This window comes from Clostridium sp. YIM B02506 (assembly GCF_022324845.1).
In the GTDB taxonomy this organism is placed as follows: domain Bacteria; phylum Bacillota; class Clostridia; order Clostridiales; family Clostridiaceae; genus Clostridium_T; species Clostridium_T intestinale.
This window is the reverse complement of record NZ_JAKGTG010000008.1, coordinates 1-24655: the sequence shown is the minus strand read 5'-3', so window position 1 is coordinate 24655 and position 24655 is coordinate 1. Positions and strand designations below refer to the sequence as shown.

Sequence of the window (24655 nt, the reverse complement as noted above, 5' to 3'; positions counted from 1 at the left end):
AAAAATAAGGATTACCTAAAATTTAAGGAGGCATATATATGAATTCAGATGCATTAGGAATGGTTGAGACAAAAGGATTAGTTGCAGCTATAGAGGCAGCAGATGCTATGGTTAAAGCAGCTAACGTTAATTTAATAGGATATGAAAAAATAGGTTCAGGGTTAGTAACAGTTATGGTTCGTGGAGATGTTGGAGCTGTTAAGGCAGCTACTGATGCAGGAGCAGCTTCTGCAAGATTAGTAGGAGAGGTAGTATCTATACACGTTATTCCTCGTCCACATACAGACACTGAAAAAATTCTTCCTAAATTTGTATAGAAGATAATAGAGCAGGAGGTATAGGATGGAAATAGATGAAAAAACACTCAAAGAATTAGTGAATAGAGTCATAGAATTATTTCAATCCGAAAGCTCTAGGCAAAATATTATTGTTCCTAAAAAGAAACTATATGTTATTTTTACGGAAGAATTTAATGAAAAGTATTCAACCTTTTTTGAAGATTTAGATAAACAAAATGAATATGAAGCTTATGCTATAGTCCCAGAAGAAATATATACCGAGGCATTAATAAATACTTTAAAGCAGTTTAAATTCTGTAAAGAGGTAATTTCTAGAGAAAAAGTCAACACAAATGACTTAGATGAATACCTCACAGTGTTTCCAACAATATCGAAAACTATTATAGCTAAAACCGCACTATGTATTGGAGATACCTTTGAAACGAATTGGATTTTTAATAGCATGGAAAAGGGGCAAAAAATAATTTTATTACAATCTGGTCTTGAAAAGTTTAGCGGTAAAGAGCCTGTAGCTTATAGAAATAAGATATTAGATTATTATAGAACCTTGTTGGAATTTGACATAGAAATTTCTGAGTATATATTCCAAGTAAGTTCAAAAAATTTCTCAATTGTAAATGAAAAAGTCACACACACACAAACTACACACGAATGTACTGGGAAACAAATAATTACAGAATATGAAATTGAAACGCTTAAAGAGTATAACAAAATAGTATTAAAACCTGGGGATATTATTACAGAGATGGCTAAGGATAAAGCTCGTAGCTTAAATATTGAAATTGTAAGAAAAGGGCTATAAGAATCAATGATTTTCATAAAATGCGGATTTATCCGTGTTTTATGAAAATTAAATAAACTTAAAGTGAGGTGACAAGATGAAAGAAGCATTAGGTTTGGTTGAAACAAGAGGACTATCAACTGCAGTTTTGGTTGCTGATACAATGGTTAAAACATCCAATGTCAATATAATAGATATTGAAAATACAAAGGGACTTGGATACATGACTATTAAGATTTCAGGAAATGTAGGGGCAGTAAATGCAGCTGTAACAGCAGGAAGGCAAATTGCTCTTGAAAACAATGCTTTTGTTTCTGCTAAAGTGATTCCAAGACCTTCAAATTATATAGAAGGTACCTTTTGTCAGCCTAAGAAAGAAGAGACAAAGCCTAAAGAGGAAGACAATCCATTAGAAAATGAAGTTTCTGAAAAAACTTCAGATTTTAAGATAGTTGAAGTTGCTAGCTCTGAACCTAAAATAATGGAGCTAGAAAATAAGGTAGAGAAAAAATCTCAAGAAATAGAAGAGTTAAAGGAAGTTAAAGAAGAAAAATTTCTTCAAAAAGAAAGTGAAATAAAAGAAGAAGCTATTCAAACTTCTATAGATATATCAAAAGAAACGCCTAATACAGAAAATGCTCAGTCAGAAGAAAAGAAGATCAAAAAAAATAGTAGAAAAAAGAAAGAACCTAAAAAAGATAATGATGATAAAGCTTAAAACTACTAATTAAGAAAGGACTGTAATACCATGTATATGGCAAAAGTGGTTGGTAATGTTGTTGCCACAAGAAAAGATGAATCATTAGTTGGATATAAGTTAATGGTTGTTAAAAAAATAGATGCTAAAGGGGAATTTATTGATTCAGAAGAGGTTGCAGCTGACTATGTTGGGGCTGGAATCGGAGATTATGTGCTATTATGCAAAGGATCGGCTGTTCGTGTTAATGATCAAAAACATAAGGTTGCCATCGATATGGCTATCATTGGAATTATAGATACCATTGATGTGTAAAAATCAAGGTATTTTAATTTAATAGCTTAGAAAGGAGGCAGACATGGAATTAGGATATAATTTTTTTAATAGAAAAGAGCTAAAAAGTGGAGTTTTTCCTTCTGTGAATGATGCTGTTTTATCTGCTTTAGGTGCATATAACCAATATAATAAACTGACTTTAAATGAAAGACAAGAGATTATAGATGCTGTAAAGAAAAAACTATTAGATAAGGTAGAAGAAATTGCTTATATGACAGTTAAGGAAACTGACATGGGAAACGTGGGGGATAAGATTCAGAAACTAACTTTAGCAATAAACAAAACTCCAGGAGTAGAAGATTTAATCACAGAGGTAAAAACAGGGGATAACGGTATGACCTTGTATGAATTATCTTCGTATGGTGTAATTTGTGCAATTCATCCATGCACTAACCCATGTGCTACATTAATTAGTAATACTATTGGAATGCTTGCAGCAGGAAACTCAGTTGTTCATTGTCCTCATCCAAGGGCAGTTAATGTATCAAAATATGTTACAGAAATAATCAGTGTAGCAATAAGAGAGACCTGCGGAATTGATAATTTAGTTGTAACTTTAAATGAAATTTCTATAACATGCACAGATGAAATTATGAACCATCCGGATATTTCTATGATTGTTACTACAGGCGGCAATAATGTTTTAAGACAAGCGATGTCATCAGGTAAGAAGGTTATTGGAGCGGGACCTGCAAATCCAACTACAATTGTAGATGAAACTGCTGATATTAAAAAGGCTGCAAGAGATATTGTAAAGGGAGCTTCTTTTGATAATAACATTATGTGTACATCTGAAAAGAGCATTGTTGTGGTGGACTGTATAGCAGATTCCTTAGTAGAAGAGCTTATAAGAAATGATGTTTATTATGTTAATAATGATGAAGAAATGCTTAAGCTTACACGTGCGACTTTAACAAACGATATAACCTTAAATAAAATATTAGAAGGTAAAAGTGCAAATGAGATTTTAGCTAAAGCTGGTATAAAGTGTGATAGATACATTAGGCTTATAGTTGTTAACACAATAAAGCAACATCCTTTTGCTACAGTGGAAATGCTTATGCCTCTAATTCCTTTAATAAGAGTTAAAAACTTTGAGGTAGCGCTAGAAACTGCTATAGAAATAGAACAAGGATTTAGACACACGGCTACTATACATTCTCAATCAATTGATAGGCTTAATATTGCTGCAAAAGAAATGCAAACCTCAGTGTTTGTGAAAAATGGTTCATCTTTAGTAGGTATAGGAGTTAACGGTGAGGGTGATACAAGTTTTACTATTGCCACAGCTACAGGAGAAGGGACTACAACAGCTAGACACTTTGCAAGAAGAAGACGTTGTTCTTTGACAAGTGGTTTTTCAATCCGTTAAGACAGGAGGGAAATCGTTGAAAAGTATATATATAAAAACAAAAATATATTCAGGAGAAAATTCGTTAAAACATTTAGAACAATTTAAGGACACTAGTATTTGGATAATATGTGATGGATTCCTTGTTAAAAACGGAAGTTTAAATTCATTATTAAGTTTTATTCATAGTAGTAATAAAGTTTCAATTTTTGATGAGGTTGTTCCAGATCCACCTTTAAATGTCATAGGTAAGGGCGTCGCCATTAGTAAACAAGTTAACCCACAGGTTATAGTAGCTTATGGCGGAGGTTCTGCAATAGATACAGCTAAAGCAATAATATACTTTGCTAAAGAGAAGAACTTTATTGCTAAAGTTAATTTTATAGCAATACCTACAACAAGTGGAACTGGTTCTGAGGTAACTTCAGCAACGGTTATTACTGATACAGAAACAAAAACTAAACATATAATTTTTGATGATTGTATGTTACCAGATGAGGCAATTTTAGATGCAAATCTAACAGTTTCTGTACCCCCTGTTATTACAGCTAATACAGGAATAGATGTTTTAACCCACGCAATAGAGGCTTATGTTGCAAAAGGTGCTAATGTTTATTCAGATGCTTTAGCAGAGAAAGCTGTAGAGCTTGTTATGGACTCTTTAATAAAGTGCTATAGAGAAGGAGATAACCTTGAAGCTAGAGGAAAGATGCTTGAAGCATCAAATATAGCAGGGATGGCCTTTAATATATCCGGGCTTGGGATAAATCATAGTATTGCTCATCAAATAGGTGGTAGGTTTCATGTTCCTCATGGTCTTGCAAATGCCTTACTTTTAACAGCTGTAATAGATTATAACAGCAAAAAAACTGAGGTTTTAAGAAAATATGCTAAACTTGCCTATAAAGTGGGCATGGTTGAAAGAATTCAAACAGATGAATTTGCTGTAGAAGTTTTAAAAACCTATATTAAATCTATTAAAAGTATCATGAAGATGCCAGTTAACTTAAAAGAATGTGGTGTGGATAAAGACGAGTTTGAAAAAGCAAAAGCTCAAATGTCAAAAGCTGCATTTAAGGATGGATGTACTTCAGCAAATCCTAGAGAAGTGTCAGAATTTGAAATAGAGATGATATTGGAATCAGTATACTAACCTAACCTTAACATGATAGAATATATGTAGATGTATTCTTATGGTGTATAAAGGAGAGGATTAAATGAATGAATTCTACAACAGAGGAAAATTTGAAAACTTTGCTAATAACGAGGAAATAGATGAGGCGATAATCAATAAGTTTAATATTGCTAACTTGTTTGGGAAAGAAAAACTAGAAAACATTCAAGAAAAGATATCTAAAGCAACAGGCTTAGCTTTTGTTACAGTGGACTATAAGGGAGAACCTATCACAAAGATGACATCCTTTACAGATTTTTGCTGTGAGATAAGAAAAAATAAAGATGCTGCCTGTATATGTAAATCTTCAGATGCTTTTGGAGCCATTCAAGCTGCAGTTACACAAAAAAATAGTGTCTATTTCTGTCCTTGTGGTTTGTTAGAAATAGCAATACCAATAATAGTAAGAGGACATTATCTTGGTGGATTCATTGGAGGACAAGTAAGGTGTCTAGATGCTCCGCCAGAAGTAAGTGAACTTAGCAATGTTATAAAACACTCTCAAAATTATAAAGAAGATAAACATAAACAGGAACTGTTTAATAAAACACCTTTATATGAATATGAGAAATTTATGAGTGTTGCAGATTTAATATCATTAATTATAAATCAATTGGGAGAAAAAGAAGCATTTAGATTAGTGCAAAAAAGTTCTTTGAAAAAGCAAGTAGAGGAGTTAACTGTTTCTAACAAACAATTAGAAATAGAAAACGAATTAAAGAATATAGAATTAATAAATTCAAGGGCTCAATTAAACCCATATTTCTTAGTAAGTGTTTTAAACTCGATTTCAAATTTAGCTACCATAGAAGATTCACCTAAAACTAATGAGATGATAATAATGTTTTCTGAGTATTTAAAACAGAACTTAGCACATTCAAAAAGTTATGCTTATTTATCAGAGGAATTTGAAAATGTTGAAAAATATCTAAAGATCCAAAAAATAAAGTATGGAGATTTATTAGATTATTCAATAAACATATCTGAAAGCATGAATATGCAAAGAATACCTTGTCATATCATTATACCTTTTGTTGAATATGCTGTCTATTTTGGAATAGCAACTAAAAATGAAGGTGGTAAGGTTGAAATTGAGGCTTATTATGAAAATGACGATGTTATTATAAGTATTTCTGATAATGGCTCAGGGCTTAGTAGTGAGCTAATAGCTAAAAGATTTAAGCTATTTAAAGGTAATTATGAAGGGGAATCTATTCAGATTAGTATTGAGAATGCAAGAAAAAAACTCATAACCTTATTTAGTGAAAAGTACGATGCTTTTATAGAGAATATAGAAGGTAAGGGCACCAAAAGTATTATTAGATTTCCAATAAAGTTTAACGAAAGGAATGTCTAGATAAATGTATCGTGTATTGATTGCAGATGATGAGCCGTTAATGAGACAGGCTCTAAAAGTTATGATATCGAAGGTAGATGGTTTTGAGGTTGTATATTCTGTAGGTAATGGAGAGCAGGCTGTTCAAATATGTAAAAGTAATAGTATAGATATAGTGTTTATGGACATTATGATGCCTGGAGAATCAGGTATAGAATGCAGCAAAAAAATATACGAACACAATCCAAATACTATTATATTTATAGTTTCTTCATATAATAATTTTGATTTTGCTATTGAGGCTTTAAAATCAAAAGTAAAAGCATATATCTCAAAGCCAGTTTCTTTTGACCAGATAGAAGCTTTACTAGAAAATCATAAATCTGAAAATGAAGTTAAAAATTCAAAGGGAATTGAAGGCAAGTCCGATGAGATATTCTCAATTATGAAAGAAAAGGATTTCAAAAGGATATACTATGAAATTCCTAAGATAGTAGACTCTATATATGATAATGAAAATACAGATTTAGAGTTATTAAAAGAAAATTTTATAAATATAGGAAAAGAACTTATGGATTCTATAGGTTTATCAAAAAATGAAATAGAAAAAATAGAAGAGCTTTTTCCTATTAATAATTTTCAACATAAGGAAAAAAGATATTTTGAATTTTGGCTTTTTAAAGTTATGAATTATGTTTTTCAACAAAATAGTATTAAAAAGTATAGTTTGCTTAAGACGGTTTTTGATTATATAGAAGATCATATTGAGGAAGATATTGGGTTAAATGAAATAATAAATAATTGTTCAGTAAGCCAAGGGTACCTAAGCAGAATTTTTAAAAGACAATTTAATGTAAGCGTAATGGAATACTTGCATATGAGAAAAATAAATATGGCGAAAAGCTACTTTTGCTTTACAGATTTAAGTATTACAGATGTGGCATTTAAACTTGGATATAACGAAAGTAGTTACTTTAGTAAAGTGTTTAAGAAGTATGAGAATATGACAGTTTATAGGTATAAGAAAATGTTATAGAATCTCAAAGGCAAGGTAGGTGATAGAAGTATGAATGGATATTTTATTACATCAGAATCTGTTACAGAAGGACATCCTGATAAAATTTGTGACCAAATATCAGATGGAATATTAGATGCGTATTTAGCTTATGATACTAATTCTAGAGTGGCAGTAGAAACTATGGTTTCTAAAAATACTATTATGATTGCTGGAGAAGTAAGATCAAAAGCTAGAGTTAATGTAGTAGATATAGCGAGAGAAGTAGTTAAAAATATAGGTTATACAAAAGAGGATTTAGGTTTTGACTACAAATCATGTTTAATATTCACAAATATTAATACGCAATCCTCAGATATAGCTTTAGGTGTAGATAAAATAGAGGAAAATAATAGTTCATCTAATGAGATACTAGGGGCAGGAGATCAAGGGATTATGTATGGCTATGCCTTTGATGAGACTGATAGTTATATGCCATTAACTTGTGATTTAGCGAATAAGCTTACAATGAAGCTTGCAGAACTTAGAAAAACAGGCGGTGTTTCATGGTTAAGACCTGATGGAAAGTCTCAAGTTACAATGAAATATGATGTTGATGGTAAACCTCTAAGTATTTCAAGCATAGTTATTTCTACTCAGCATGATGATGGAATTGAATATGATTATATGAGAAATATAATTGAATATGATGTAATTAATAGTGTTATAGATAGTAATTTAATTAGATACGATACCAAAATACACATTAATCCAACTGGAAGGTTTGTTATAGGTGGACCAGCTGGTGATACTGGATTAACAGGTAGAAAAATAATGGTGGATACCTATGGTGGAGTGGGTAAACATGGTGGTGGAGCTTTCTCAGGAAAAGATCTTACTAAGGTAGATCGTTCAGGGGCATACATGGCAAGATACGTAGCTAAAAATATAGTTGCTGCAAAATTAGCTAAAAAGGTTGAGGTATCTTTAAGCTATGTAATAGGCTTACCGGAGCCAGAAGCAATAACTATCAATACCTTTGGAACTGAAACTATAAAAACTAATTATATTGATGAAATAGTAAAAGATACTTTTTCATTTTCAGTTTCTAATATACTAAAAGAATTAGATTTAAGAAAGCCACAATTTATAAAAACAGCTGCCTATGGACATTTTGGAAGGGGAGACCAAAACTTTAGGTGGGAGGAACTCGATAAAGTTCAAATCTTAAAAGAAAAAGCAAAAAAATGTATCTCAGATAGTTTTAAATAAGATTTAGGAGTTGTGGATAATATGGATATATATATGCTGATAGCAGCATTTGGGGGAGGAGCCTTTGGAGCTTTAGTTGGATCTATACCTGCTTTTATACTTACAGGTATATTGGCTGTAGTAGGGGGACTATTAGGACTTGCAGGTATAGCAGAACCTTCAATTGGAAATATTACTTTTGGTTCATTTTTAGGACCGCATATAGCCTTTACTGGTGGAGTTGCAGCAGCAGCTTTTGCAGGAAATAAAAGAAAGACATTGGAGAATCCAAATGATGTCTTGACTCCATTATATGGAATCAATGATTATACAGTAATAATCATGGGAGGGATATTTGGAGTTATAGGATTTCTATTTCATTACCTATATGGTACTCTTCTTAAATTCAACACAGACCTTCCAGCCATATCTGTTTTTAGTACCTTAATAGTTTCAAGATTAGTATTTGGAAAGACCGGACCTGTAGGAAAATATATAGGAGAAGGGTCTAGACAGTGGTTGCCTAGTGCAAAAACTTTAATTAATCACATAATACTTGGAGTAACAGTAGCTATAGTTGTAAGTGGAGTTGGGATATCTATGCTTAATTCAGGAGTTCCAAAAGCTGCTATGGCTATGTACCCCATAGTATGTTTTGGAATAAGTGCAACATCTTTAGTGTTTTTACAGATGGGATTTGGTGTGCCAGTAACCCATCATATTACACTGCCGGTTGCAGCTGTAACTATTATGACTGGAAATATCTTTTTAGGAGTTATTATTGGAGTAATTTGTGCAGTAGTTTGGTTAATAGCTGGAAATATATTTAATAGTCATTGTGACACATATATAGATCCACCAGCTACAACAATATTTATAATGATGTTTATAATAAATGCAGTATTCATTTAATCAAATAATAAGGAGGATTTTTTTATGAGTAATGAAGCTTTGGGAATGGTTGAAACAAAAGGATTAGTAGGTGCAATAGAAGCGGCTGATGCTATGACAAAAGCAGCAAATGTTGCGTTGATAGGATACGAAAAAATAGGATCAGGACTAGTAACTGTTATGGTTCGTGGAGATGTAGGAGCTGTTAAAGCAGCTGTTGATGCGGGAGTAGCTGCTGCTAGAAATGTTGGAGAGGTAGCATCTCAACATGTTATTCCTAGACCTCACAGTGATACAGAGAAAATTTTACCTAAAACAATATAGTTTTTTGTAAAATAGCTAGAGAGTGAGTTGATGAAAATGGAGACAGAAGAAATTGTAAAACTGATTACCAAAATAGTTGCTGATAAGATGAAGGATTTAGAAAGTTATAAAATTCCTATTGGAGTTTCAAATAGGCATATACATGTTAGCCAAAAGGATTTAGATAAACTCTTTGGTGAAGGATATACTTTAACTAAAAAGGGAGATTTAAAACAGCCTGGACAGTTTGCTTCTAACGAAACTGTAACAATAAGAGGACCTAAAGGAGAATTTGAAAAAGTTCGTATTTTAGGTCCTGTAAGAGAAGAAAGTCAAGTTGAAATTTCTATGACAGATAGTTTTCGATTAGGAGTGAAACCTCCGATAAAAGAGTCTGGACAATTGGAAAATACTCCAGGTCTTGAAATTATAGGACCTAAAGGAATTGTACAAATCCCACAAGGAACTATTATTGCTTTAAGGCACATCCATATGACACCAGAGCAGGCTATGAAAATAGGTGTTAAGGATAAGGATGTTGTAGAAGTTGAGACCTTTGGAGAGAGACAAGGTGTTCTAGGCAATGTTTTAATTCGTGTTTCAGATAAGTATTCTTTAGAAATGCATGTAGATGTAGATGAGGCTAATGCATGTTCTTTAAAAAATAATGATTTTGTTATCTTACGCAAAATTTAAGGAGCGCTGGCAATGGTCATAAATGATGAAAAGTTAACAATTTTTTCTGAATTGGTAGCAGAGGATAAGTGTAATAAGTTTAGCGGAAAGCTTAAGACTGGAGTGGACTTAGGTACTGCTAATATAGTTGTGTCTGTGGTAGATGAAAATAATCTACCTATTGCAGGGGCAACTTATCCTTCTACTGTTGTTAAAGATGGTATCGTGGTTGATTTTGTAGGAGCTATAAATATTTTAAGAAAATTAAAAGACAAGGTTGAAAAAATAATAGGTACAGAGCTATTAGAAGCTGCTACTGCAATACCTCCAGGAATTATTCAAGGAAACATCAAATGTATATCTAATGTTGTAGAAGCAGCAGGGTTTGAGGTTATAAATGTTGTTGATGAACCTACTGCGGCTGCTAGTGTTATAGATATTAAAAATGGTGCTGTAGTGGATGTAGGTGGAGGAACCACGGGAATAAGTATTTTAAAAGATGGAGAAGTAATCTTTACTGCAGATGAAGCAACAGGAGGAACCCATATGACTCTAGTTATAGCTGGATATTATGGTATTTCTATTGAAGAGGCAGAGAAGATTAAGAAAGATCCTAAAAATGATAGAGAAATTTTCCCTATAATTAAACCCGTAGTAGAAAAAATGGCATCTATAGTAAAAAGATATTTAGAAAATTATGAGGTGTCTGAAATCTACGTTGTAGGAGGGGCATCATCCTTTAGTGAATTTAATGATGTATTTGAAAAGCAAATAGGCGTTAAAACTATAAAGTTCAATGAGCCTTTACTTGTGACGCCTTTAGGTATAGCAATGAATTGCAATAGAGTGTGAAAATTTTTAGAAAAGAGGAGTAGAATAAATGAGTATAGATGCAACTTTAGTTGAAAAACTAGTTAGACAAGCAATAGAAGAAGCAAAAAGTAAAAATTTAATATCATTTAATAAGGTTGAGACTTTAAATAATTATGGTATTTTTAATACAATGGATGAAGCTATAGAAGCTTCAGATGTTGCGCAAAAAGAGCTATTAAATACATCTATGGCAAATAGGCAAAAATACGTAGACACCATAAAAGCGACAGTATTAAAAAGAGAAAATTTAGAGCTTATTTCTAGAATGGCTGTTGAAGAAACAGAAATAGGAAAATATGAGCATAAGCTTATAAAAAATAGAATAGCTGCTGAAAAAACTCCTGGTATAGAGGATCTAACTACAGAAGCTTTAACTGGAGATAATGGAATTACTTTAGTTGAGTATTGTCCATTTGGAGTAATAGGATCTATAACGCCAACAACAAATCCAACAGAAACTATTATTTGTAACTCAATTTCAATGATAGCAGGTGGAAATACAGTAGTTTTTAGTCCACATCCAAGAGCTAAAAATGTATCTATAAAATTGATAACTATGCTAAATAAAGCTTTAGAAGAAGCTGGCGCACCAGATAACCTTATTACTACAGTTAAGGAACCATCTATAGAAAATACTAATGCTATGATGGAACATCCAAAAGTTCGTATGTTGGTTGCAACTGGAGGACCTGCCATTGTTAAAAAAGTAATGTCTACAGGTAAAAAAGCTATAGGAGCTGGTGCTGGAAATCCGCCAGTAGTTGTAGATGAAACAGCTAATGTAGAAAAGGCAGCCATAGATATAGTAAATGGATGTAGCTTTGATAATAATGTCCCATGTGTAGCTGAAAAAGAAGTTTTTGCAGTGGATCAGATATGTGATTATTTAATTCATTATATGAAACTTAACGGTGCCTACGAAATAAAAGACAGAAACACCATACAAAAACTATTAGAGCTAGTTACTAATGAAAATGGTGGACCAAAGGTATCTTTTGTAGGAAAAAATGCCAGCTATATTTTAAGTAAATTAGGGATTAATGTTGATGATAGTATTAAAATTATAATTATGGAAGTTGATAAAGATCATCATTTTGTAAAAGAAGAAATGATGATGCCTATATTACCTATAGTAAGAACAAGAGATGTTGATGAAGCTATAGAATATGCTTATGTAGCTGAAAATGGAAATAGGCATACTGCCATCATGCATTCAAAAAATGTTGATAAACTTACAAAAATGGCTAGGCTTCTTGAGACCACCATATTTGTAAAAAATGCTCCATCCTTTGCTGGACTTGGAGTAGGAGGCGAAGGAAATACAACATTTACTATAGCAGGACCTACTGGTGAAGGATTAACTACAGCAAAATCTTTCTGTAGAAAACGTAGATGTATAATGGTTGATGCTTTTAATATAAGATAAAGAAAAAGGTTGGAGTTTTATGCTTCAACCTTTTTGTTTTTGAAATTTATCATAATATTTTAAATAAAATATTCCAAAATACTGTTGACAAATTATTAAATAATAATTATTATTAATAAGGAAGGCAAATGAAAATTAATATTAATTAGAAGATGGAGTGTGATTGAGAATGTCATTAATTAACAAAAAAGTTTCAGATTTTAAGGTGCAAGCATATCAAAACGGAGAATTTAAAGAAGTTACTTTAGATTCAGTAAAGGGAAGTTGGTCAGTATTCGTATTTTATCCAGCAGACTTTACTTTTGTATGTCCAACTGAATTAGGTGAATTAGCTGATAACTATGAAAAGTTTAAAGAAATAGGTTGTGAAGTTTATTCAGTATCTACTGATACACATTTTGTTCATAAGGCATGGGCTGATACTTCAGATACCATAGCAAAAATTAAGTATCCAATGTTAGCAGATCCAACAGGAAAACTAACTAGAGATTTTGAAGTAATGATTGAAGAAGAAGGATTAGCTTTGAGAGGATCATTTGTAGTTAATCCAGAAGGAGAAATAAAAGCTTACGAAGTTCATGATAATGGAATCGGAAGAAATGCAGAAGAATTATTAAGAAAAGTTCAAGCAGCTCAATTTGTAGCTGAAAATGGAGATCAAGTTTGTCCAGCTAAATGGCAACCAGGTGAAGATACTTTAGTGCCTAGCTTAGATTTAGTAGGAAAACTATAATAAATTAACATAAAGCTTGTACTTTAAATTAACATAAGAAGCTTTACTAGTAAGAGTGAATAGTGATTAAGAAAATTCTAATGATTAAGATTTTCTGATGTAACTTTTCACTCTTATTCATTAATACGGTAAAATAGGAGGTAAAAGGTATGGAGAATATTTATGATCTTGTGATAATCGGGGGAGGCCCAGCAGGACTTTCAACAGGAATATATTCAGGAAGAGCAAAGTTAAAAACATTAATAATAGAAAAAGAAGATATAGGCGGACAGGTTAATAAAACTTATGATATATATAATTATCCAGGAGCTAGAAACAGTAATGGACCTAAGCTTATGGAAGAGATGAAAGATCAAGCAACTGATTATGGTGTAGGTTTTATGTCTGCAGAAGTTACTGAGGCGAACTTTAAGGAAGATGTTAAAGTTTTAAAGACAGAAAGAGGGGACATTAAGGCTAGAGCTGTAGTTATAGCAACTGGTGCTTCTCCAAGAAAACTTGGATTTAAGGGAGAAGGAGAATTTACAGGAAGAGGAGTTGCATATTGTTCAACTTGCGATGGACAATTTTTTGAAGGTTTAGAGGTATTGGTAATAGGGGCAGGATTTGCTGCTGCTGAAGAAGCTATGTTTCTTACTAAGTACGCAACTAAAGTTACAGTAATAGCTAGAGAACCAGAGTTTACTTGTGCTAAATCTATAGCTGATAAAGTTTTAGCTCATCCTAAGGTTGAAGTTAAATTTAATACAGAACTTCTTGAAGTAACTGGAGAAGAGCTAGTAAATCATGCAAAACTTATTAATAATGTTACAAAAGAAGAATCAGAGTATAATGTAAAATCAGGAGATGCTGGTTTTGGAGTATTTGTTTTCGTAGGATATGAACCTCAAAGTAAACTTTTTAAAGGTATATTAGAATTAGATAGAGCAGGCTATATAATAACTAATGAAAACATGGAAACAAATGTACCAGGAGTATATGTAGCAGGAGATTTAAGACCAAAACAATTAAGGCAGATAGTTACAGCTGTTTCAGACGGAGCTATTGCAGCTACTACAGCTGAAAGATATGTTATTGAATTAAAAGAGAGATTAGGAATAAAAGAAGAAGAACCTATAAATGAAATAAATAATCATAATAAAAAAGAAGAAACTACTAAGGACTTAGGAAAAATAGAAAAGAGAAGTAAACTATTAAATGATGCTTTAAGAACTCAACTTAAGGGTGTGTTAGACAGGCTTACAGATGAAGTTACATTAGTATCAATTGTAGATGAAAGTCTTCCAAAATCTATTGAGCTTAGAGATTTAGTTTTAGATATAGCCGATCTTGGAGATAAGGTAAAAGCAGAGATATATATTAAAGGTCAAAATTTAGATATTGAAAAGAAAATTAATTCAGATAAATATCCAATAGTTGCGCTTTTAGATAAAGATAATAACTATAGAGGGGTAAAATTTCATGGAGTTCCAGGAGGGCATGAATTAAATTCCTTCATATTAGCTATATATAATCTTGGAGGACCAGGTCAGCAGGTAGATAATGATATATTAAGTGATATGAAAAAAATAAGTAATAAAACAAATATTAAGGTTTGCGTAGCATTATCCTGCCATCTATGTCCTGATGTTGTAGTATCCTCTCAAAGAATAGCTATAGAAAATGAAAATGTAGAAGCAGAGATGATAGATGTATCAAACTTCAAAGAACTTAAAGATGAGTATAAGATAATGAGTGTTCCAGCTATTATAGTTAATGATGACAAGGTGTATTTTGGAGCTAAAAAGGTTAAAGAAATATTAGAGATAATTGCATAGAGTAAGTTGAAGGGCGATACAATACTATTAACTAGTATTTCATCGCTCTTTTCATAATTCACATAATTATGAAAAATTAACCTTTAGAAAAAATTGCTAGTTTATGATATAATTTATTAATGATTATTATTATGTTGTAATATTTGTTATTGAAATTATTTTTATACTATATTCCAACAATAAAAATCTAACTATATTTTCTCAATATTTTTATAAATAAGATTTTGAATACTGCCCCAAAAATGGCAAAGATAAAACTTAAATATATTGAAGAAATTTACGATTAATTTTAGTAGGATTTGTTTTAATTAAATATTTTTGTACATACAATGTTAGTGGTCATTTATTTTACAATAATTTTATTACAAATTTCTTAAAGTTTAAGTATGTGCAAAAAAGTGTTAAAAATTCTTACAAATTCTGGTATAATTATACGGGGGGTAGTCACTATGGAAATAGAAAAAAGAAAATATAATAAAATTGCAATAGGAGTCATAGTTACGCACTGTATCTTCCTTATGGCATATTTTTCTTTAGCACTACATTTTAGGAATCATTTTTATTTTGGATCGACCATAAATCTAGTTGATGTATCAGGAAAAACCGTAGAAGAAGCTGAAAAGCAGATAGCGAATAAATTTAGTTCTTATTCATTAAAGCTACAGGATTCCGAAGGAACAGAAGAAATAAAGGCATCAGATATTGATTTAAAATATGAACCAAATGGACAAGTTTCCCAACTGAAAGAAGAACAGAATGCATTTAAATGGCTTCTTGCTCTTATAAACAGGGATAGTAGTGAAATGAAAGAGGATGTTTCTTATAATCATGAACTTTTAAAAAGTAAGGTTGATAAGTTGGATTTATTTAAACGAGAAAACACAATTGATTCAAAAGATGCTACTTTTAAGTATACAGGTAATGGATACGAGATTGTAAATGAGGTTTATGGGAATAGAATAGATAAAGAAGTATTCTATAATAAAATAGTAGAGGCAATTAATAACGGAGAAGAAACCTTAAATATAGAAAAGGCAGACTGCTATATAAAACCTAGCTATACTGCTAAATCTAAAGAAATCATAGATACTAAAAACACTCTTAATAAATACATTGCATCAACTATTACCTATTCTATACAAAACAATCAAGAAGTTATAGATAAATCTTTAATAAACACTTGGATTAATGTTAATGAAAATTTAGAAATATCTTTCGATGAAGGAAAAATGAGAAAAGATTTAAATGATATTTTTTATACTTACGAAACTGTAGGGAAGTCTAGAGAATTTAAAACTTCATCGGGTGCTAATATAAGTGTTGGTGGTGGCGATTATGGCTGGTTGGTTAATACTTCAGCAGAAATTGAAGAGTTAATACCAAAAATAAAAGAGGGAAGTCCTATAAGTAAGGAACCTACCTATAAACAGACGGCAGCAACTCAAGGAAGCAGTGATCTTGGTAATACTTATGTAGAAATAAGTTTATCAGGACAGCACATGTGGTTTTATAAAAATGGAGCTCTTATTGCAGACGGAAATGTGGTTACAGGAAATTTAAGCCTTAACCATGGAACTCCAGCTGGAGTTTATAAATTAAAGTATAAACAAAAAGATACTAGTTTAGTAGGTCAAGATTATAATGCCCCAGTAAGTTTCTGGATGCCTTTTAACGGAGGTATAGGAATACATGATGCTAGCTGGAGAAATGAATTTGGTGGGAATATATATAAAACTAACGGATCACATGGTTGTATAAATGCTCCATATGCTCTTGCTAGTGCTATATATAACAATATATCTGCTGGGGTACCAGTAGTTTTATATTACTAAAAGAATAAGAAAAAGAGATGTATAGTTAAAGATAAATTCTATACATCTCTTTTTCTTACTTATTACTTAAAAGTTCAACAGAAACTTGAGTTACGTAGTTTTCATATCCCTTTACACTTGTTTCATCTAAGATAAATTCCTCAAAAGCATATCTTGATATTTCTAAATTTAGCTTTTTTAAAAATTTTAATATTCTTTTATAAGTAGAGTCTATTTCTCTATAATCTCCTTGATGAAAGGCTATGCAATAGATTCCTTTAGGTTTAGTGAAGAGATAAGGAAGATTTTCTTTAGAAGATAGTTTTGTATAAAGATAGGAGTAGTTATCTTTAACACCAGCTAGGATGTTTTCTTTATTTATCATAGCTCCAATAGAGTAACCAGAATTTAGATTACTTATATTGCAGTAATTCATATGTTCTGAAATAATTTTTAAATACTCTTTATGACTTACATTTTCAATAGATTTACTTAAAACCAAATACTCTTCATCCAAAGATTCTATGCTAATTTTTGAATAATCCATATTGCAAGCCTTTTTAGTTATAGAGAGCTTAGTCTCCATAAGTTTACGCATTCTTTTAAGAGCTTCTATATCTTTATCAACCTGTAGAATTTTCTCTTCAAATAAATTAATTAAAGCTTCTGGAGTTCTATTATCTAAATAAGTTTTAATTTCTTTTAAAGGCATATTTATTTCCTTTAAAATAGTTATTACATTAAAGACATCAAACTGGGGATAAGAATAATATCTATAACCTTTTTCATCTTTGATTTCAGGAGAAAAGATACCTATATCATCATAATGAAAAAGAGTTTGTTTTTTTACATTGCATAGTTTAGCAAATTCTCCAGTATTAAAATATTTATTTAGATTTTCATTCATAATTTATTCACCCCTTGACTATACGGTAACCGGATACCTTATTATTATATAATAGCCATATAATAAGAGCATTTCAAGAAGGAGTATTTATAATGAAATTAATATTGAAATACATGAAGAAATATAAAGGGTTAGTGATTCTTAATATAATATCAGTTTTTGGTTTTGCACTTGTAGAATTAGGAATTCCAACTATAATGTCTAAGGTTATTGATAATGGAATAGCTAATAATGATATAGATTATGTAGTAAAGGTTGGAAGTATAATTGTTGTAATTTCAATTTTAGGAACCATAGGAACAATTTTATTAGGGTATTGTTCTTCCAAAATTTCAACCAGTATAACTAGAGATATAAGAAATGATATTTTTATAAAATCTCAGGAATTCTCACATAGTGAGTACGATAAATTTGGAATATCATCTATGATAACAAGAACTACTAATGATGCTTTTCAAATACTACAGTTTACAAATGTAGTGCTTAGGACAGCTCTACTTACGCCTGTTATGTTTATAGTAAGTTTAATAATGATAGTTAGAACAAGTTTAAATTTATCTGTAATTTTAGCAGTAACAGTCCCTTTTATAGTATTAGGAGTTGCTATTATAGCAAAGATATCTCATTCTATTTCAGAAGAGCAACAAAAAAACATGGATAAACTAAACAGAATTTCTAGAGAAAATTTAACGGGAGTAAGAGTTATAAGAGCTTTTGGAAATGATGAATACGAAAAAGAAAGATTTGAAGGAATAAATAATACCTACGCTGAAATATCTAAAAAACTATTTAAGCTTATGGCAATTTCTCAACCTGCCTTTTTTGGATTATTGAACATGGCAATTTTGGCTATATTTTGGATATCAAGTAATATGATAAGTTCACAAACATTACAAGTTGGACAACTCGTTGCCTTTATAGAATACTTATTCCATGCAATGTTTTCTATAATGTTATTTTCCATGGTGTTTATAATGTATCCTAAAGCACAGGTCTCTGCTAACAGAATTGAGGAGCTTTTAAATACAGAACCTATTATAAAAAGTCCTAAAAATGGTGTTTTGGAAACGGGAACTAGAGGATTAATTGAATTTGATAATGTAACATTCACTTATCCAGAGGGAGAAGAGCCTGTGTTAAAAGATATATCATTTAAGGCTGAGAAAGGGCAGAAAATTGCTTTTATAGGCAGTACAGGCAGTGGTAAAAGTACACTTATAAACTTAATACCTAGATTTTATGATGTTACAAAGGGATGCATCAAAATAGATGGAGTAGATGTTAGAGAATATGATTTAAAGGCATTACGTAACAAGATTGGTTTTATACCTCAGAAAACTTTGTTATTTACAGGTACTATAGGAAGTAATATAAGGTTTGGAAAAATAGATGCAGATAAAATTGAATTAGAACATTCAGCTAAAGTAGCTCAAGCTTATGACTTCATAAGTAAGAAACCTAGAAAATTCGAGGAATCAATAAGTGAAGGTGGAAAAAATGTATCTGGAGGGCAGAAGCAGAGATTATCAATTGCTAGAGCCTTAGTTAGAAAGCCAGAAATTTATATATTTGATGATAGTTTTTCAGCTTTAGATTTTAAAACAGATGCAGTTCTTAGGGAAAGATTAAAGGAAGAGGTAACAGATTCTGTGGTTCTAGTTGTTGCCCAAAGAATAGGATCAATACTTGATGCAGATAAAATAATAGTTTTAAATGAAGGTGAAATAGTTGGGACAGGAACCCATAGAGAACTTTTAGATAGTTGTGAAATTTATAAAGAGATAGCATTATCTCAGCTTACAGAGGAGGAACTTAGAAGATGAAAAAGTTAATATTTATAGTAAAGAGAGTTTCTTTCTTTGTAAAACCATATAGAAAATCTTTTATAGGAGCTATTTTATTTATAATAATGGCAGCTGTATTTACTGCTGTATCACCTAGGGTAGAAGGGCTTATTATAACAAGGCTATCAAAAGATGCTACTAACATAGTGAAGGGGGTAACAGGTGCCTCTATTAACTTTGAATATGTAATAAGAATATTATTAATATTAGCTGTTATATATGTTCTTGGACCTTTAACTACTTATTTAGCAAATGCACTTTTAACTGAAGCAATTCAGAATACTATGAGAGATTTAAGGGATGCAATTCAAAATAAGATTGGGAGATTACCAGTAAACTACTTTGATAAAAACACTTATGGTAATATATTAAGCAGGATTACAAATGATGTTGATAGCGTATCTAATGCCCTTCAACAAAGTTTTATTCAAGTGGTTAATTCAATATTATCAGTAATATTAGCTGTCAGTATGATGTTTTCACTTAATATAAAGCTTTCACTTATAGCTATACTTATAATTCCTTTAAGTTATTTAGCATCCAAATTTATAGTTAATAAGTCACAGGGCTTATTTAATAGTCAGCAAGAAGCTTTAGGTAAGCTAAATGGTAAAGTTCAAGAAACTTATACTGGTTTTAATGAGATAAAACTATATGGTAAACAAGAAGATTCAATAGAAGAGTTTAAAGAGATCAATGAAGAACTTTTTAATACTGGGTTTAAGGCACAGTTTATATCTAGTATAATGTCTCCTGTAGTTTCTCTAATAGCTTATCTTACTATAGCTGTAGTTGGAGTAGTTGGAGCTATGTTTACAATAGCAGGTGCTTTAACAGTAGGTAATCTTCAAGCTTTTATACGTTATATATGGCAGATAAATCAGCCTCTTTCTCAAGTAACTCAATTATCTTCTACAATACAAGCTGCATTTTCAGCTGCAAATCGTGTGTTTGAAATATTGGATGAAGAAGAAGAGGTTCAAGATAAGAAGGATTCAATTAAACTTGATAATCCTGTTGGAGATGTTACCTTTGAACATGTTAAGTTTGGGTATAGTGAAGATAATATTTTAATAGAAGATTTAAGTGTAGATATAAAGAGTGGACAAATGGTTGCTATAGTTGGGCCAACAGGAGCAGGGAAAACAACATTAGTAAATTTATTAATGAGATTTTATGAAGTTTTAGATGGTTCAATAAAAATAGATGGTGTTGATACTAGAGATATGAAACGTGAAGATTTGAGAAGCTTATTTGGGATGGTACTTCAAGATACTTGGTTATATAATGGTACAATCCATGAAAATATTGAGTACGGTAGATTAGGTACTAGCAAAGAAGAGGTTATAGAGGCTGCAAAGATAGCAAATGTGCATCATTTTATAAAGACACTTCCAGATGGATATAATATGATATTAAATGAAGAGGCATCAAATATATCTCAAGGGGAGAAACAACTTCTTACTATAGCTAGAGCAGTAGTATCAGACCCTAAGATACTTATATTAGATGAAGCTACAAGTTCCGTAGATACAAGGCTTGAGTTACTACTTCAAAAAGCTATGAGGAATATAATGAAGGGTAGAACAAGTTTTGTTATAGCACACAGATTATCTACAATTAGAAGTGCAGATTTAATACTGGTTATGAATGAAGGAAATATTATAGAACAAGGAACACATGAAGAACTTATGAAAAAAGGCGGCTTCTATGAGAAACTTTATAATAGTCAGTTTGGAAATCAAGATGAAGAAGATTAGATATTAAGTTTATAATTTAAAAAGGATTTTTCTAAAGTATTGAGACTTTTAGAAAAATCCTTTTATTTTACTTTAAAGTAGGTAATTCTTGAGCAAAGTTATAGAAATCCTTATAGCTTCCTTGATAGTCAGAAACAATATCTCCTTGAACTCTGTTTATCACATAATCATTTATTAGATATGTTTTGATACCAACTTTAGAAGCAACTAAATCTTCTTGAACGTCATTTCCAACCATCAAACATTCTTCAGCATCTTTATTGATGTCTTTTAATATTTCTTCATAGAACTTAACTTGAGGTTTACAGTAATGATTTCTTTCATAGGAAGATATATAAGAGAAATCTTCAGGTTTAAATCCAGTCCAGCTTACTCTGTGATGAATAGCTTTTAGTGGGAATATAGGATTAGTAGCTATAACAAGATTGTATCCTTTTTCCTTAAGAAGACTTACGGCCTTTCTCATTTCTTGAGATTCATAACAAAACTTTTTTAGATTTAAAAAGTTAGTATCATAAAATTCATCAAATTTCTTTTTATAAACTTCTATATCACCATTGATTTTATTTGCGAAATCCTCCATAAAAACTTCTTCATTTAATTTTTCATCAAGGTTTTTAATCATAACCATAGTAGAAGCCCACATGTTGTTTTCTAATTCTTTTGGTTCAGCTATATCCTTAAAATGAAGAGCTATTTCTTCAAAATATATCTTAAAAAAATTCTCCGTATCTAATGGTAAAAGTGTTCCGTCTAAATCAAATATAATAGTATTTATCATGTTAATACCCCTTTCATAATTAGATGTCCTAATATTATAATATCCTAATGTCCTAATATCCTAATGTTAGGACATATAAAAAACTAAAATTTTCTTAAGTAGTTAATATTTTCAAGCCTCTGCTTATTAAAGCTTGCAAATCTTCATTTATCTCATCAGGCAAGTCAGAGTCAGATATTATAGTGTATTCAGGTTTTATTTTTCCAAACTCCATCAAGGATTTTTGACCAAACTTACTGCTATCTGCTAGGATATAGACCTCTCTACCTGCATTTAACATTGCTTTTTTTACGTGAGCATCTTCAATTATTGGAGTTGTAAGTTCTCCTTTAAGAGAAATAGAACAAGCAGATAGAAAAACTTTATCGACATACAATTTTTCTATATCTTTTAAGCTCTCTATACTTATGGAATTCCCAATATCGTTTCTAACTATTCCACCTATAATATGGAGATTTATATTAGGGCATTGATGTAGAATATCATAGGCTATAGTTATAGAATTAGTTATTACAGTTAGATTTTTATATCCAGAAAGCAATGGAACTATTTTAGCTACAGTTGTAGAACCATCTAAAAGCAGAGTATCTCTTTCTTGTATAAAAGATTGAGCTAAAGAGGCTATGGATTGTTTAACATCGTTTTGAATATTTTCTCTAACAATGAAATTTTCATAGCTGTTTACTTTGTCAGGAAGAATGGCACCTCCATAAGTTCGATGAACCTTACCTTTCTGTTCCATTATTCTTAAATCTCTTCTGATTGTATCTTCAGAAACTTCAAAAAGCTCACTTAGCTCTTGAACTTCTACTCGTTTTTTATCTTTAAGCATTTGTAATATCTTTTCATGTCTTTCTTCTATAAACATAAATACCCCTCGATAGTCTTTATTTATTCACGATTATGCGTTTTTTTATATCTAATATATTATATTATTAATATATTAATTTGTAAATGTACATTTTTATCAGTGTTTATTCATGTTTATACTTGAAGTTTAACAAAACATGTAGTAACATGTAATTATAGGTAAACAAATTATATAAAGAGGATGATGTATATGTTATATTTATTAGATACCGCTAATGTAGAAGAAATAAAAAGAGCTTTTGATTTATATCCAATGAGTGGTGTTACTACAAATCCGACTATAATATCAAAAGAAAAAAGAAGTTTTTTAGAGATATTAAAGGAAATAAGAGCAGCTATAGGTGAAGATAAAATGCTTCATGTACAATCTATCAGTACTAAAGCAGAAGAGATAGTTAAAGAAGCAGAATATTTAAAAGAAACTATAGGTGGAAACTTTTATATAAAGATACCTGTAATTCCAGAAGGAATAAAGGCTATGAAGATATTAAAAGCAAAAGGAATGAATATAACAGCTACAGCAATATTTACAGCAGATCAGGCTTTAATGGCAGCAAGGGCAGGAGCAGATTTTGTAGCCCCTTATGTAAATAGAATAGATAATATAAGTGGAAATGGTGTAGGAGTAGTTGAAGAGATAGTTCATCTATTTGATATATATGCTATAGATAGTAAAGTTTTAGCAGCTTCCTTTAAGAATGTGCAGCAAGTTCATGATGTTTCACTAGCTGGAGCACAATCAATAACAGTTGGTAGTGAAATAATGGACGGTTTATTATCACATCCACTAACAGAGTGGAGTGTAGATCAGTTTACTAAAGACTGGTCAGGGGTATATGGTGAAGGTAAAGTAGCTTACAACTCAAAATAGACAATAGACTAAATCCTTAATATAATTGATATATAATAAATTAATGATTTAAGAGGTATATCTAATGATGAATGAAGATATTAAGGTAATTGATTTAGCTAAGAAATTAAACTTATATGTTAAGCTTGTTACTTCCATAAAGAGTTTTGATAACTTTAATAGTTATTTCAATATTTATAGTGAAGTTGAGGAGCCTTGTAGGAGAATAGTTGTACTAACTCCCTATGAGGAACTGGAGGAAGTATATGACGAAAACCCAGATGAACCTATCAAATCAAATCTACTTATTGATGGGAATGTATGGATTGAAGAATATCCTCTAATAACAAGTCCTAAAAATATACACATTGATGCCCTAGTGGTTTCTAAAGAATTAGCCCATAATATTTCCATAATGTTTAAATAAAGAGGAGCGCTCTAATTAAAATGATACCTATAGACTGGACACATGAAAAAAAGTGTTTAGTCTGTAGGTATTTTTTATATAATAGAAATAGCAATGGAGGATGAGAATGAGTAAGATTTTATTTACGAAAGAAGACATTATAAATCTAGAGAAAAATATAAATATCTTAAGAGTTAGTGAGCGTTCAATAACATATACAAATGAATTTAAGAGACTCTTTATTGAAGAATATATGGCTGGAAAACTACCTAGAGAAATATTTACTGAGAATGGATTTGATATTAATATAATAGGTTTAAAAAGAATTGAGCAATCAGCTGATAGATGGAAGGCTTTATATAAGAAGTACGGAATCATAGGTTTAGATGATAGGCGAAAATGCGCTAGCGGACGTCCAATGTCGTCAACTTAGGGAAATATAAAAAATAATAAAAAAAACACTTGACAATAGATAAGAAAAATGAAGTC

At 30.9% G+C, this 24655-nt stretch carries 25 protein-coding genes; 22 read left to right on the top strand and 3 right to left on the bottom strand.

Annotated features, from left to right (window positions below; all coding sequences use genetic code 11):
* Positions 1-38 precede the first annotated feature (38 nt).
* The 17 genes from pduA (L1S49_RS08325) (at position 39) to L1S49_RS08245 (ending at position 16769) form a co-directional block, all read left to right on the top strand.
* Positions 39-317, top strand: coding sequence for a propanediol utilization microcompartment protein PduA (pduA, locus tag L1S49_RS08325; RefSeq protein WP_021800762.1), 279 nt, complete (start codon positions 39-41; stop codon positions 315-317).
* Between the two features lie 25 nt (positions 318-342).
* Entirely contained in the window at positions 343-1101 is a 759-nt protein-coding gene (locus L1S49_RS08320; protein ID WP_238903511.1) for a hypothetical protein, read from the top strand.
* Positions 1102-1177: 76 nt separating this feature from the next.
* Complete coding sequence (locus L1S49_RS08315) at positions 1178-1798, top strand: BMC domain-containing protein (protein ID WP_238903509.1); 621 nt, start codon at positions 1178-1180, stop codon at positions 1796-1798.
* A gap of 36 nt (positions 1799-1834) precedes the next feature.
* The gene (locus L1S49_RS08310) at positions 1835-2092 is read left to right on the top strand and encodes a EutN/CcmL family microcompartment protein (RefSeq protein ID WP_341411918.1); all 258 of its coding nucleotides are present in this window, start codon (positions 1835-1837) and stop codon (positions 2090-2092) included.
* A 43-nt stretch (positions 2093-2135) separates the two neighbouring features.
* Positions 2136-3485: an aldehyde dehydrogenase family protein gene (locus L1S49_RS08305; protein WP_238903507.1), complete on the top strand. Its 1350-nt coding sequence runs from the start codon at positions 2136-2138 to the stop codon at positions 3483-3485.
* A 16-nt stretch (positions 3486-3501) separates the two neighbouring features.
* On the top strand, positions 3502-4617 hold the full coding sequence (locus L1S49_RS08300; RefSeq protein WP_238903505.1) for a 1-propanol dehydrogenase PduQ: 1116 nt from the start codon (positions 3502-3504) through the stop codon (positions 4615-4617).
* 64 nt (positions 4618-4681) lie between these two features.
* The gene (locus tag L1S49_RS08295; RefSeq protein WP_073018436.1) at positions 4682-5995 is read left to right on the top strand and encodes a PocR ligand-binding domain-containing protein; all 1314 of its coding nucleotides are present in this window, start codon (positions 4682-4684) and stop codon (positions 5993-5995) included.
* A 4-nt stretch (positions 5996-5999) separates the two neighbouring features.
* Positions 6000-7010 (top strand): response regulator, encoded by a 1011-nt coding sequence (locus tag L1S49_RS08290; RefSeq protein ID WP_238903503.1) that lies wholly within the window; start codon positions 6000-6002, stop codon positions 7008-7010.
* A 30-nt stretch (positions 7011-7040) separates the two neighbouring features.
* Positions 7041-8240, top strand: a complete 1200-nt coding sequence (gene metK / locus L1S49_RS08285) for a methionine adenosyltransferase (RefSeq protein ID WP_238903500.1) — start codon at positions 7041-7043, stop codon at positions 8238-8240.
* A gap of 21 nt (positions 8241-8261) precedes the next feature.
* On the top strand, positions 8262-9131 hold the full coding sequence (locus L1S49_RS08280) for a hypothetical protein (RefSeq protein WP_238903498.1): 870 nt from the start codon (positions 8262-8264) through the stop codon (positions 9129-9131).
* A 24-nt stretch (positions 9132-9155) separates the two neighbouring features.
* Positions 9156-9434, top strand: a complete 279-nt coding sequence (gene pduA, locus L1S49_RS08275) for a propanediol utilization microcompartment protein PduA (protein WP_238903496.1) — start codon at positions 9156-9158, stop codon at positions 9432-9434.
* A 36-nt stretch (positions 9435-9470) separates the two neighbouring features.
* Entirely contained in the window at positions 9471-10109 is a 639-nt protein-coding gene (locus L1S49_RS08270; protein WP_238903692.1) for a phosphate propanoyltransferase, read from the top strand.
* Between the two features lie 12 nt (positions 10110-10121).
* Positions 10122-10940 carry an ethanolamine utilization protein EutJ gene (gene eutJ, locus L1S49_RS08265; protein ID WP_238903494.1) on the top strand — a complete coding sequence of 273 codons (819 nt, stop codon included), beginning with the start codon at positions 10122-10124 and terminating at the stop codon, positions 10938-10940.
* A 28-nt stretch (positions 10941-10968) separates the two neighbouring features.
* Positions 10969-12387 (top strand): aldehyde dehydrogenase family protein, encoded by a 1419-nt coding sequence (locus L1S49_RS08260; RefSeq protein ID WP_238903492.1) that lies wholly within the window; start codon positions 10969-10971, stop codon positions 12385-12387.
* 169 nt (positions 12388-12556) lie between these two features.
* Positions 12557-13120: an alkyl hydroperoxide reductase subunit C gene (gene ahpC / locus L1S49_RS08255; RefSeq protein WP_073018446.1), complete on the top strand. Its 564-nt coding sequence runs from the start codon at positions 12557-12559 to the stop codon at positions 13118-13120.
* A 149-nt stretch (positions 13121-13269) separates the two neighbouring features.
* Positions 13270-14937 carry an FAD-dependent oxidoreductase gene (locus tag L1S49_RS08250; RefSeq protein ID WP_238903491.1) on the top strand — a complete coding sequence of 556 codons (1668 nt, stop codon included), beginning with the start codon at positions 13270-13272 and terminating at the stop codon, positions 14935-14937.
* A 449-nt stretch (positions 14938-15386) separates the two neighbouring features.
* Positions 15387-16769, top strand: a complete 1383-nt coding sequence (locus tag L1S49_RS08245; RefSeq protein ID WP_238903490.1) for a peptidoglycan binding domain-containing protein — start codon at positions 15387-15389, stop codon at positions 16767-16769.
* 55 nt (positions 16770-16824) lie between these two features.
* On the opposite strand, the gene L1S49_RS08240 is transcribed toward L1S49_RS08245, so the two are convergent.
* On the bottom strand, positions 16825-17655 hold the full coding sequence (locus L1S49_RS08240; protein ID WP_238903489.1) for a MerR family transcriptional regulator: 831 nt from the start codon (positions 17653-17655) through the stop codon (positions 16825-16827).
* A gap of 92 nt (positions 17656-17747) precedes the next feature.
* Here L1S49_RS08240 and L1S49_RS08235 point away from each other — a divergent pair, with 92 nt between their 5' ends.
* Both L1S49_RS08235 and L1S49_RS08230 read left to right on the top strand, forming a co-directional pair.
* Positions 17748-19478 (top strand): ABC transporter ATP-binding protein, encoded by a 1731-nt coding sequence (locus L1S49_RS08235; RefSeq protein WP_238903488.1) that lies wholly within the window; start codon positions 17748-17750, stop codon positions 19476-19478.
* Positions 19475-21259 carry an ABC transporter ATP-binding protein gene (locus tag L1S49_RS08230; protein WP_238903487.1) on the top strand — a complete coding sequence of 595 codons (1785 nt, stop codon included), beginning with the start codon at positions 19475-19477 and terminating at the stop codon, positions 21257-21259. Before L1S49_RS08235 ends, L1S49_RS08230 begins: the two co-directional genes overlap by 4 nt.
* A 67-nt stretch (positions 21260-21326) precedes the next feature.
* On the opposite strand, the gene L1S49_RS08225 is transcribed toward L1S49_RS08230, so the two are convergent.
* Together L1S49_RS08225 and L1S49_RS08220 are read right to left on the bottom strand one after the other, a co-directional pair.
* The gene (locus L1S49_RS08225) at positions 21327-22040 is read right to left on the bottom strand and encodes an HAD family hydrolase (protein ID WP_238903485.1); all 714 of its coding nucleotides are present in this window, start codon (positions 22038-22040) and stop codon (positions 21327-21329) included.
* A gap of 94 nt (positions 22041-22134) precedes the next feature.
* Positions 22135-22908, bottom strand: coding sequence for a DeoR/GlpR family DNA-binding transcription regulator (locus tag L1S49_RS08220; protein WP_238903483.1), 774 nt, complete (start codon positions 22906-22908; stop codon positions 22135-22137).
* 192 nt (positions 22909-23100) lie between these two features.
* Here L1S49_RS08220 and fsa point away from each other — a divergent pair, with 192 nt between their 5' ends.
* The 3 genes from fsa (at position 23101) to L1S49_RS08205 (ending at position 24599) form a co-directional block, all read left to right on the top strand.
* Entirely contained in the window at positions 23101-23781 is a 681-nt protein-coding gene (gene fsa, locus L1S49_RS08215; protein ID WP_181601144.1) for a fructose-6-phosphate aldolase, read from the top strand.
* Between the two features lie 64 nt (positions 23782-23845).
* On the top strand, positions 23846-24187 hold the full coding sequence (locus L1S49_RS08210) for a hypothetical protein (protein WP_238903481.1): 342 nt from the start codon (positions 23846-23848) through the stop codon (positions 24185-24187).
* Between the two features lie 106 nt (positions 24188-24293).
* Positions 24294-24599, top strand: a complete 306-nt coding sequence (locus tag L1S49_RS08205) for an HTH domain-containing protein (RefSeq protein WP_238903479.1) — start codon at positions 24294-24296, stop codon at positions 24597-24599.
* Positions 24600-24655 lie beyond the last annotated feature (56 nt).

What these genes read in the sequence shown, in the direction of transcription:
- L1S49_RS08205 (WP_238903479.1), top strand. Translation starts at nt 24,294, where the DNA reads ATGAGTAAGATTTTATTTACGAAAGAAGACATTATAAATCTAGAGAAA.
- pduA (WP_238903496.1), top strand. Translation starts at nt 9,156, where the DNA reads ATGAGTAATGAAGCTTTGGGAATGGTTGAAACAAAAGGATTAGTAGGT.
- L1S49_RS08220 (WP_238903483.1), bottom strand. Translation starts at nt 22,908, where the DNA reads ATGTTTATAGAAGAAAGACATGAAAAGATATTACAAATGCTTAAAGAT.
- eutJ (WP_238903494.1), top strand. Translation starts at nt 10,122, where the DNA reads ATGGTCATAAATGATGAAAAGTTAACAATTTTTTCTGAATTGGTAGCA.
- L1S49_RS08290 (WP_238903503.1), top strand. Translation starts at nt 6,000, where the DNA reads ATGTATCGTGTATTGATTGCAGATGATGAGCCGTTAATGAGACAGGCT.
- L1S49_RS08245 (WP_238903490.1), top strand. Translation starts at nt 15,387, where the DNA reads ATGGAAATAGAAAAAAGAAAATATAATAAAATTGCAATAGGAGTCATA.
- L1S49_RS08295 (WP_073018436.1), top strand. Translation starts at nt 4,682, where the DNA reads ATGAATGAATTCTACAACAGAGGAAAATTTGAAAACTTTGCTAATAAC.
- fsa (WP_181601144.1), top strand. Translation starts at nt 23,101, where the DNA reads ATGTTATATTTATTAGATACCGCTAATGTAGAAGAAATAAAAAGAGCT.
- metK (WP_238903500.1), top strand. Translation starts at nt 7,041, where the DNA reads ATGAATGGATATTTTATTACATCAGAATCTGTTACAGAAGGACATCCT.
- L1S49_RS08320 (WP_238903511.1), top strand. Translation starts at nt 343, where the DNA reads ATGGAAATAGATGAAAAAACACTCAAAGAATTAGTGAATAGAGTCATA.
- L1S49_RS08250 (WP_238903491.1), top strand. Translation starts at nt 13,270, where the DNA reads ATGGAGAATATTTATGATCTTGTGATAATCGGGGGAGGCCCAGCAGGA.
- ahpC (WP_073018446.1), top strand. Translation starts at nt 12,557, where the DNA reads ATGTCATTAATTAACAAAAAAGTTTCAGATTTTAAGGTGCAAGCATAT.
- L1S49_RS08240 (WP_238903489.1), bottom strand. Translation starts at nt 17,655, where the DNA reads ATGAATGAAAATCTAAATAAATATTTTAATACTGGAGAATTTGCTAAA.
- L1S49_RS08280 (WP_238903498.1), top strand. Translation starts at nt 8,262, where the DNA reads ATGGATATATATATGCTGATAGCAGCATTTGGGGGAGGAGCCTTTGGA.
- L1S49_RS08270 (WP_238903692.1), top strand. Translation starts at nt 9,471, where the DNA reads ATGGAGACAGAAGAAATTGTAAAACTGATTACCAAAATAGTTGCTGAT.
- L1S49_RS08235 (WP_238903488.1), top strand. Translation starts at nt 17,748, where the DNA reads ATGAAATTAATATTGAAATACATGAAGAAATATAAAGGGTTAGTGATT.
- L1S49_RS08230 (WP_238903487.1), top strand. Translation starts at nt 19,475, where the DNA reads ATGAAAAAGTTAATATTTATAGTAAAGAGAGTTTCTTTCTTTGTAAAA.
- L1S49_RS08315 (WP_238903509.1), top strand. Translation starts at nt 1,178, where the DNA reads ATGAAAGAAGCATTAGGTTTGGTTGAAACAAGAGGACTATCAACTGCA.
- L1S49_RS08225 (WP_238903485.1), bottom strand. Translation starts at nt 22,040, where the DNA reads ATGATAAATACTATTATATTTGATTTAGACGGAACACTTTTACCATTA.
- pduA (WP_021800762.1), top strand. Translation starts at nt 39, where the DNA reads ATGAATTCAGATGCATTAGGAATGGTTGAGACAAAAGGATTAGTTGCA.
- L1S49_RS08260 (WP_238903492.1), top strand. Translation starts at nt 10,969, where the DNA reads ATGAGTATAGATGCAACTTTAGTTGAAAAACTAGTTAGACAAGCAATA.
- L1S49_RS08210 (WP_238903481.1), top strand. Translation starts at nt 23,846, where the DNA reads ATGATGAATGAAGATATTAAGGTAATTGATTTAGCTAAGAAATTAAAC.
- L1S49_RS08305 (WP_238903507.1), top strand. Translation starts at nt 2,136, where the DNA reads ATGGAATTAGGATATAATTTTTTTAATAGAAAAGAGCTAAAAAGTGGA.
- L1S49_RS08310 (WP_341411918.1), top strand. Translation starts at nt 1,835, where the DNA reads ATGGCAAAAGTGGTTGGTAATGTTGTTGCCACAAGAAAAGATGAATCA.